The organism is Desulfurellaceae bacterium, from assembly GCA_021296095.1.
GTDB lineage: Bacteria > Desulfobacterota > Binatia > Bin18 > Bin18 > JAAXHF01.
Window position 1 is genome coordinate 1 of sequence record JAGWBB010000115.1, and the last position, 7,117, is coordinate 7,117.

Annotated in this window: 8 protein-coding genes; 3 read left to right on the forward strand and 5 right to left on the reverse strand. The window is 61.4% G+C overall.

The annotated features are described in order from the left end of the window. Positions 1-450: DUF1329 domain-containing protein (locus J4F42_20080; GenBank protein MCE2487818.1), on the forward strand; the 450-nt coding region annotated here is incomplete at its 5' end. A 239-nt stretch (positions 451-689) separates the two neighbouring features. Here J4F42_20080 and J4F42_20085 read toward each other — a convergent pair. The 5 genes from J4F42_20085 to gatC all read right to left on the reverse strand — a co-directional run bounded on the left by J4F42_20085 (position 690) and on the right by gatC (position 6,400). After that, positions 690-1,889, reverse strand: coding sequence for an LLM class flavin-dependent oxidoreductase (locus tag J4F42_20085; protein ID MCE2487819.1), 1,200 nt, complete (start codon positions 1,887-1,889; stop codon positions 690-692). Positions 1,890-1,907: 18 nt separating this feature from the next. Further along, positions 1,908-3,101, reverse strand: coding sequence for an acyl-CoA dehydrogenase (locus tag J4F42_20090; protein MCE2487820.1), 1,194 nt, complete (start codon positions 3,099-3,101; stop codon positions 1,908-1,910). Positions 3,102-3,170: 69 nt separating this feature from the next. Continuing rightward, a complete protein-coding gene (gatB, locus tag J4F42_20095) occupies positions 3,171-4,619 on the reverse strand; it encodes an Asp-tRNA(Asn)/Glu-tRNA(Gln) amidotransferase subunit GatB (protein ID MCE2487821.1) in 1,449 nt (482 codons plus the stop codon). A gap of 27 nt (positions 4,620-4,646) precedes the next feature. Next, on the reverse strand, positions 4,647-6,107 hold the full coding sequence (gatA, locus tag J4F42_20100; protein ID MCE2487822.1) for an Asp-tRNA(Asn)/Glu-tRNA(Gln) amidotransferase subunit GatA: 1,461 nt from the start codon (positions 6,105-6,107) through the stop codon (positions 4,647-4,649). A 5-nt stretch (positions 6,108-6,112) separates the two neighbouring features. Beyond that, positions 6,113-6,400: an Asp-tRNA(Asn)/Glu-tRNA(Gln) amidotransferase subunit GatC gene (gatC, locus tag J4F42_20105; GenBank protein MCE2487823.1), complete on the reverse strand. Its 288-nt coding sequence runs from the start codon at positions 6,398-6,400 to the stop codon at positions 6,113-6,115. A 62-nt stretch (positions 6,401-6,462) separates the two neighbouring features. Here gatC and J4F42_20110 point away from each other — a divergent pair, with 62 nt between their 5' ends. After that, complete coding sequence (locus J4F42_20110; GenBank protein ID MCE2487824.1) at positions 6,463-6,852, forward strand: YraN family protein; 390 nt, start codon at positions 6,463-6,465, stop codon at positions 6,850-6,852. A gap of 8 nt (positions 6,853-6,860) precedes the next feature. After that, positions 6,861-7,117, forward strand: a 257-nt coding sequence (locus J4F42_20115; GenBank protein MCE2487825.1) for a hypothetical protein, incomplete at its 3' end; no start/stop codon positions are given.

Here is a 7,117-nt window from a genome sequence, read left to right on the forward strand (position 1 = left end):
GAAACCAACCCGGAGGGTGGCGGTCCCCACGTGTGGGTGCCGATCAAGACCCGCTGGGAGGTCCGCGATACCCTCGTGTTGCTGATTGACCCCAAGAGCGACAACCTTCCCTACAGCCACAAGATCGTGTTTATTGACGCCGAAACCTACTGGACGCTGTGGATGTTTGCCTTTGACCGCCGGGACGACCAGCTGCTGCGGCTGAGCCACCACTTTCTGAAGTATTCGGAGAGTTATGCCCACGAGACCGCCATGCAGGCGCCCTATCTCACCCAGGACTTCTCCAATAACGTCGGCCACCATGTCTTCACTCATGTCGGCGAGACGGACATCAACGCCAAGAAGCCGCACGCGACCTATATGCACTGTTATGTGATGAAGCGGACCTTCTCAGCGGGCCGGGCCAAACAGTTCTACTCGCTACGCAATATGGTCAGCGGCCGGCGTTGAGGAGGCCTCCAGCCTTGGCACGACGGACGGGCCGCCTCCTTCTCGGGCGGCCCTCCTTGGCGCGTTTTCCTGGTCCTCATGCGGGATATCGGCGAGCTGAAACAGGTCGTTTTTACGGCTGATCAATCGTCAGTGTGTCAAGCTTGGGGCCGGTCGCTCTCAGGTTGCATTGCCTCAGATACACAACCCGCCCTGCTATCGTGGCCTACTGCGCCTGTCGCTCGGCCACAGCCGCCTGCCTACTTGGCATTGCCTTGGGCTGGCCCGGCGACCGACACCCGGTAGCCCGTCTTCTGCTCGTACTGCTCGATCTCCTGAGCCACGGCGTTCATGGCCCCACCGATCAGGCTGTCGTGATCGGCCCGGCACCACTCCCGCGAACGAACCGACCAGTCGCCCGAACCCTGAAAGCGGGGGAAGACTTCCTTGGCCAGCAACTCATACGATGCTAACGAGGCGGTGCGTTCGACCCAGTCGTTGGCCATGATCAGGTAGCAGCCAAATCCGCCCGACTGCTTTTTGAGACGCTCGATCTGGGCTGCGGCGTCGTCCGGCGTGCCGATTACGGCCGTTCCGGAGTCGATCAGGGCTTGAACCCACTTGTCCGGGTCGGGCTCTTCCGGGGCCAGCGGCAGGGCGACCACATTCTTGAAGTAGTCAATCCACTCATGAATGCCGTACTCGACCTCCTCAAGCGCCTGCTGGCGGCTCGGCGCCACATGCATCGGCCCGACCAGCCGCCAGCCAGCGCGGTCTACGCTGTGGCCGTGCTGGCGGGCGTTGTCATTCCAGATTTTCCAGTGGTCGGCCAGCACGCCGAAACCACCCTGGCTGGTCGCCCCCAGCGACAGCAGGCCGACCCCGTAATGCCCCGCTGTGCGTGGACCGGCCGGCGAGACCGTTGCCGCCACCGCGATTTCAAAATGCGGGTAGGTGTAGGGACGCAGCTGGAGGCGGGCCTCGTCCAGGGTGAACCAGTCGGTTTTCATGCTGACCGGCTCTTCCGAATTCAGCAACAGCATGATGGCGCCGAGCGCCTCTTCCATGCGTTCACGCTGGGTGGCGGGATCAATGCCCATCATCCGGGCATCGGACGGCAGGGCGCCGGGGCCGACCCCGAACATCACCCGTCCGCGCGTCATGTGGTCGAGCTGAACGATGCGGTCGGCCAGCATCAGGGGATGGTGGTAGGGCAGGGAGCTGACCCCGGTGCCGAGTCGAATGTGCTCGGTGCGCTGGGCGGCCGAGGCAATCATGACCTCGGGCGAGGCAATGATTTCGAGCCCTGCGGAATGATGCTCGCCGATCCAGGCTTCGTCATAGCCGAGTTCGTCGAGGCGTTCGATCAGCTCCAGATCACGCTCAAGGGCCAGGGTCGGGTTCTGCCCGGCGGGGTGAAAAGGGGCCATAAAAATCCCAAAACGTAAGGGGCGTTCCATACCGTGTCCTCCCTGTTTTTAGCGGCCTTTGGGCATCTCCAACACCCGCTCGGCAATGATGTTGCGAAGAATTTCCGAGGTGCCACCCTCGATCGTGTTGGCTTTTGAACGGACGAAACCGTACTGCCAGTAGGCGCCGTTCGCCTGCTCGCCGTCTTGATACAGCTGGGCGTAGGGCCCCTGAATGTCAACCGCCAGTTCTTGCAGACGCTGGTTTGACTCGGCCCAGTGCAGCTTGGCGATTGAGCCCTCGGCTCCCGGCGGGGTGCCGCGCAGGAGTTTTGTCAGAGCGCGATAGTTGTTGAGCTTGAGCACCTCGCTGTCAATATACGCCTGGGCCATTCGCTGCCGAACGGCGGGTGAGTCCTTGAGCGGCTCACCGTAACGGGTCTCGGCTCGGATTTCTTGCTGGAGATCCTGATAGGATCGCTGCATGGCGAAAGTAAAGTAAAATCCCAGCCCTTGGCGCTCGAACATCAGCGAGGTGATAATCACCCGCCAGCCGTGGTCTTTTTCGCCCAGTAGCTGGGCCTTGGGCACTCTGACATCCTCGAAAAACACCTCGTTGAACTCGCTCTCGCCGGTCATCGTGCGGAGCGGCTGGATCGTGACGCCAGGGCTTTTCATATCGACCAGCAGCGCCGATATGCCCTGATGTTTTGGCGCGTCGGGGTTGGTCCGGACGAGCAGCAGACACCAGTCGGCATAGTTGGCCAGACTGGTCCAGACCTTTTGTCCGTTGACAATAAAGTCGTCCCCGTCTTCCTCGGCCCGGGTCTGCAAAGACCCCAGGTCGGAGCCCGAGTTGGGCTCCGAATAGCCCTGGCTCCAGACCTCTTCGCCGCTGAGGATCTTCGACAGGTAGCGTCGCTTTTGGGTTTCGCTGCCGTGGGTAATAATCGTCGGCCCGACAATCTCCAGACCCAGCACATTCATCAGGCCGGGCGCTTTGTGGGCTGCCATCTCTTGATCGAAGATCATCCGCTCAACCAGCGAGGCGCCTCTGCCGCCATACTCCTTGGGCCACGAGACGCCGGCCCAGCCGCCCTCGTAGACCGTTTTCTGCCAGTCTTTCAAGAACTTGAGGTCGCTGGGCGAGGCCTGAGGTTGCAGGTGACGCAGCTGAGTGCTTTCGGGCGGGACGTGGGTCGAGAGCCAGGAGATCAGTTCCTGCCGAAAGGCTTCCTGTTGGGGACTAAAGGTAAAGTCCATTCTCGCTCCTCTCAGTGTCAACACAGCAAATCTGCAACTCTAAATGTCGTGCGTACTTCTGTCATATATTTACGAATCTAATTTTTTCTTCAATAGCTGGTTTAACAGCTGCGGGTTGGCTTTGCCCCCCGTGGCGCGCATGACTTGGCCGATAAAAAAGCCGAGCAGTTTTTCCTTGCCGCCCCGGTAGGCGACCACCTTGTCGGGGTTGTCGGCCATGACCTGATCGATCTGGGCGTCGAGCGTGTCGCTGTCGCTGACCTGCCATAGGCCCCTGGCCTGAATGATTGCCTGTGGCGGCTGTCCGCTTTCGTGCATCTTGTCAAAGACGGTTTTGGCAATTTTACCGCTGATTTTGCCGTCATGAATCAGGCTGACGAGTTGGGCCAGGTGTTCGGGCGGACACGGCCAGCGGGAAATATGCAGGTCGAGCCTGTCGTCTTTGAGCACCCGCAGCACGCTGTCCATGACCCAGTTGCTCATTGCTTTGGGATCGACCGGATGAGCGCGCACAGCCTGTTCATAGTACTCCGCGACCTCTTTATGGGCGGTTAAGACTGCGGCGTCATAGGCTGGCAGGCCGTAGTCACGGATAAAGCGTTCCTGGCGGTCGGTCGGCAGCTCCGGCAGGCTGGTCTTGAGTTCCGTCACCCAGCCATGGTCGACGACCAGGGGTAGGAGGTCCGGGTCGGGAAAATAGCGGTAGTCATGGGCAAACTCTTTGCTGCGCATGGAGCGGGTGACCTCTCGCTCGGCGTCCCACAGGCGTGTTTCCTGCACAATCGTTTCGCCCGCTTCGGTGGCTTGTATCTGGCGGCCGATCTCGTACTGAATGGCCTTTTCCACCGCCCGGAACGAGTTGACATTCTTGATCTCGGTCCGTGTGCCGAACTCGGCACTGCCGCGCGGCCGAATCGACACGTTGGCATCACAGCGCAGGCTGCCCTCCTCCATATTGCCGTCACACACCTCCAGGTAACGCAGCAGGCTGCGCAGGCTGCGCAGATATGCCCCAGCCTCTTCAGGGCTGCGGATATCCGGCTCGCTGACAATCTCCAACAGGGGGACGCCGGTCCGGTTCAGGTCCACCAGGCTGGCATCGCCCCGGGCGTCGTGGATATTCTTGCCGGCGTCCTCTTCCATGTGAATCCGGGTCAGGCGTACCCGTTTGGTCTGATCGGTCTGACTTTGGAGCGGCACATCAAGATAGCCGTGCTCGGCGATCGGCAACTCGTACATGCTGATCTGGTAGCCTTTGGGCAAATCCGGGTAAAAATAATTCTTGCGCGCCCAGCGGCTGTGGGCTGCAATCCGGCAGTGGGTGGCCAGGGCGGTTTTGAGGGCATACTCAACTACTCGTTTGTTGAGCACCGGCAGCACTCCGGGCAGGCCCATGCACACCGGACAGGTGTTGTGGTTAGGCTCGGCGCCAAACTGGGTTGAGCAGCCGCAGAAGATCTTGGATTCGGTCAGCAGTTGGGCGTGGACTTCGAGGCCGATAACGGGTTCGTATTCCATGGCTCGGTCTTTCGTTGGGGGTGCTGCTCAGAGAGGCGGTCTTGCCGTATGCCACTCGGTCGCCTGCTCATAGGCGTAGCCGGCCTGCAACAGGGCCTCCTCGCCAAACGCTTGTCCGATCAGCTGGAGGCTGACCGGCAGGCCCTCGGCATCGAATCCGCACGGCAGCGACAGCCCCGGCAGTCCGGCCAGGTTGACCGCAATGGTGAGGATATCCGACAAATACATGGTCAGGGGATCGGTGGCTTTCTCGCCAAGCTGAAACGCCGTTGTCGGCGCGGTCGGTGTGGCAATGACATCGCACTGCTCAAACGCGCGCAGGAAATCGTGTCTAATCAAGCGGCGCACCTTTTGCGCCTTCGAGTAGTATGCATCATAGTAGCCGGCTGACAAGGCGTAGGTGCCGAGCATGATCCGCCGTTTGACCTCAGGACCGAATCCCTGGGCTCGGGTCTGACGGTACATCTCGGCCAAGTCCGTTGCCGACTCGGTCCGGTGGCCGTACTTGACGCCGTCGTAGCGGGCGAGATTTGAGCTGGCCTCGGCCGTGGCAATGATGTAATAGGCGGCGACCGCGTAGTCCGTATGCGGCAGCGATATCGAAACCGGCTCAGCCCCCAGTTCTTGCAAGGTGTCGATGGCGCGACGCACCGCCTGATCGACCTCCGACTGCATGCCTGCCACAAAATACTCTCTGGGAATGCCGACTCGGAGACCCTGCACGCCGCGCTCCAGCGCAGCCTGGTAATCCGGGACCGGACGGTCCACTGAGGTCGACTCTCGCGGGTCATGGCCGGCAATGACCTGAAGGAGTAGGGCGCAATCGCGCATGTCCTTGGTCAGCGGCCCGACCTGATCGAGCGACGAGGCATAGGCAACGACCCCAAAACGACTCACCCGGCCGTAGGTCGGCTTCAGGCCGACCACCCCGCAAAACGAGGCCGGGAGCCGGATCGAGCCGCCGGTGTCCGTGCCCAGGGCGGCCACGGCTTGGTCGGCTGCCACACAGGCGGCCGAGCCGCCCGACGAGCCGCCTGGGACGCGTGAAACGTCCCACGGATTCCTGGTTGGCCCATAGGCCGAGTTCTCGTTGGACGAGCCCATGCCGAACTCGTCGCAGTTGACCTTGCCCAGAATGACCGCACCGGCGTTCCTGAGGCGACGGATCACGCTAGCATCGTAGGGCGGGATAAAGTGCTCAAGGATTTTCGAGCCGGCCGTCGAACGCAGATCCTTGGTCAGAATAATATCTTTGACCGCAATCGGAATGCCGCACAACGGGGGAGGGTGGTCGGAGTTGGTCAGGCTGCGGTCAGCCGCCGCAGCCTGGGCCAGGGCCTGTGTTTCGTCCAGCGTCACATACGAGTGCAGCGTCCCGTCGGTGGCGCGAATCCGGTCAAGCACGGCGCGGGTGAGTTCCTGGGCGCTGAGGTGTCGTGTGTCTAGGAGCGTGCGGGCTTGATGAATGGTCAGGCGGAAGGCGTCCATGGCCGTCATTCGATGATTTTGGGCACTTTCAAAAAGTCTGCCTGGCGGTGGGGCGCGTTTTGCAGCAGGGCGTCGGCGTCGGCTTGACTGGTAACCCGGTCGTCGCGTAACGGCGCTTCCGTCTCAACCGCATGGGCCAAAGGCTCAACCCCATCCGTATCCAGTTCGTTCAGCTTGTCCATGTAGGCCAGCACCTTGTCGAAGTGGGCGACCAGTTCGTCTGTTTCCGCCTCGCTGAGATCCAGGCGGGCCAAAAGCGCCACCCGCTGGACTTCTTGTCGGTTCACCCGCATAGTCTGTGCATCCTAGAAGAAAGGTCTTGATCCGGCTAGGGGCTCTCGGTTAGTCTCCGCTTATGACGGGCGAGCGAGGACGTCTGGGCCAGGCTGGGGAGACCGAGGCCGAGCGCTTTCTGCGGGCAAAAGGCTATACGATTGTGGCCAGAAACTACCGCTCCGGGGCGGGGGAGATTGATCTGGTGGCCCTGTCCCGGCAGACCGTGGTCTTTGTCGAGGTCCGTAGCCTGAGCGGACCGCAGTTCGGTGACCCTCTGGCCACGGTCACGCCGCGCAAACAGCGCCACATTGCCAGAGTCGCGCTGTCGTATCTCAGCCGCCATCGGCTGCACGACCGGGCGGCCCGTTTTGATGTCATCGGTATTCGGTGGCAGAATGACAGGGGTGCCAAACGGCCAGCTCGTATCACCCATATTCAAGACGCCTTCGAGCTGCCGTCCGCCTACTAGAGGTTCCCATGTTGGATATCAGAATCGTTCGTGACGACCCTGAGTTCGTCAAACGAGAACTCGGTAAAGTTGATTTTCCGGCCGCCGATATTGACGCCCTGCTGGAGTGTGACCGGCGGCGACGGGCTACCATCCAGGAAACCGAGACGCTGCGCGCCACGCGCACGAGTCGCTCAAAAGAGATCCGCAGCATGACCGACGCCCAGACGCGCGCGCAGGCGATTGACGAAATGCGGGCGGTCGGCGAGCGGGTCAGTCGGCTCGA

Excerpts from the sequence above, each read along its gene's own strand:
- J4F42_20085 (MCE2487819.1), bottom strand. The coding sequence starts at position 1,889 with ATGGAACGCCCCTTACGTTTTGGGATTTTTATGGCCCCTTTTCACCCC.
- J4F42_20090 (MCE2487820.1), bottom strand. The coding sequence starts at position 3,101 with ATGGACTTTACCTTTAGTCCCCAACAGGAAGCCTTTCGGCAGGAACTG.
- gatB (MCE2487821.1), bottom strand. The coding sequence starts at position 4,619 with ATGGAATACGAACCCGTTATCGGCCTCGAAGTCCACGCCCAACTGCTG.
- gatA (MCE2487822.1), bottom strand. The coding sequence starts at position 6,107 with ATGGACGCCTTCCGCCTGACCATTCATCAAGCCCGCACGCTCCTAGAC.
- gatC (MCE2487823.1), bottom strand. The coding sequence starts at position 6,400 with ATGCGGGTGAACCGACAAGAAGTCCAGCGGGTGGCGCTTTTGGCCCGC.
- J4F42_20110 (MCE2487824.1), top strand. The coding sequence starts at position 6,463 with ATGACGGGCGAGCGAGGACGTCTGGGCCAGGCTGGGGAGACCGAGGCC.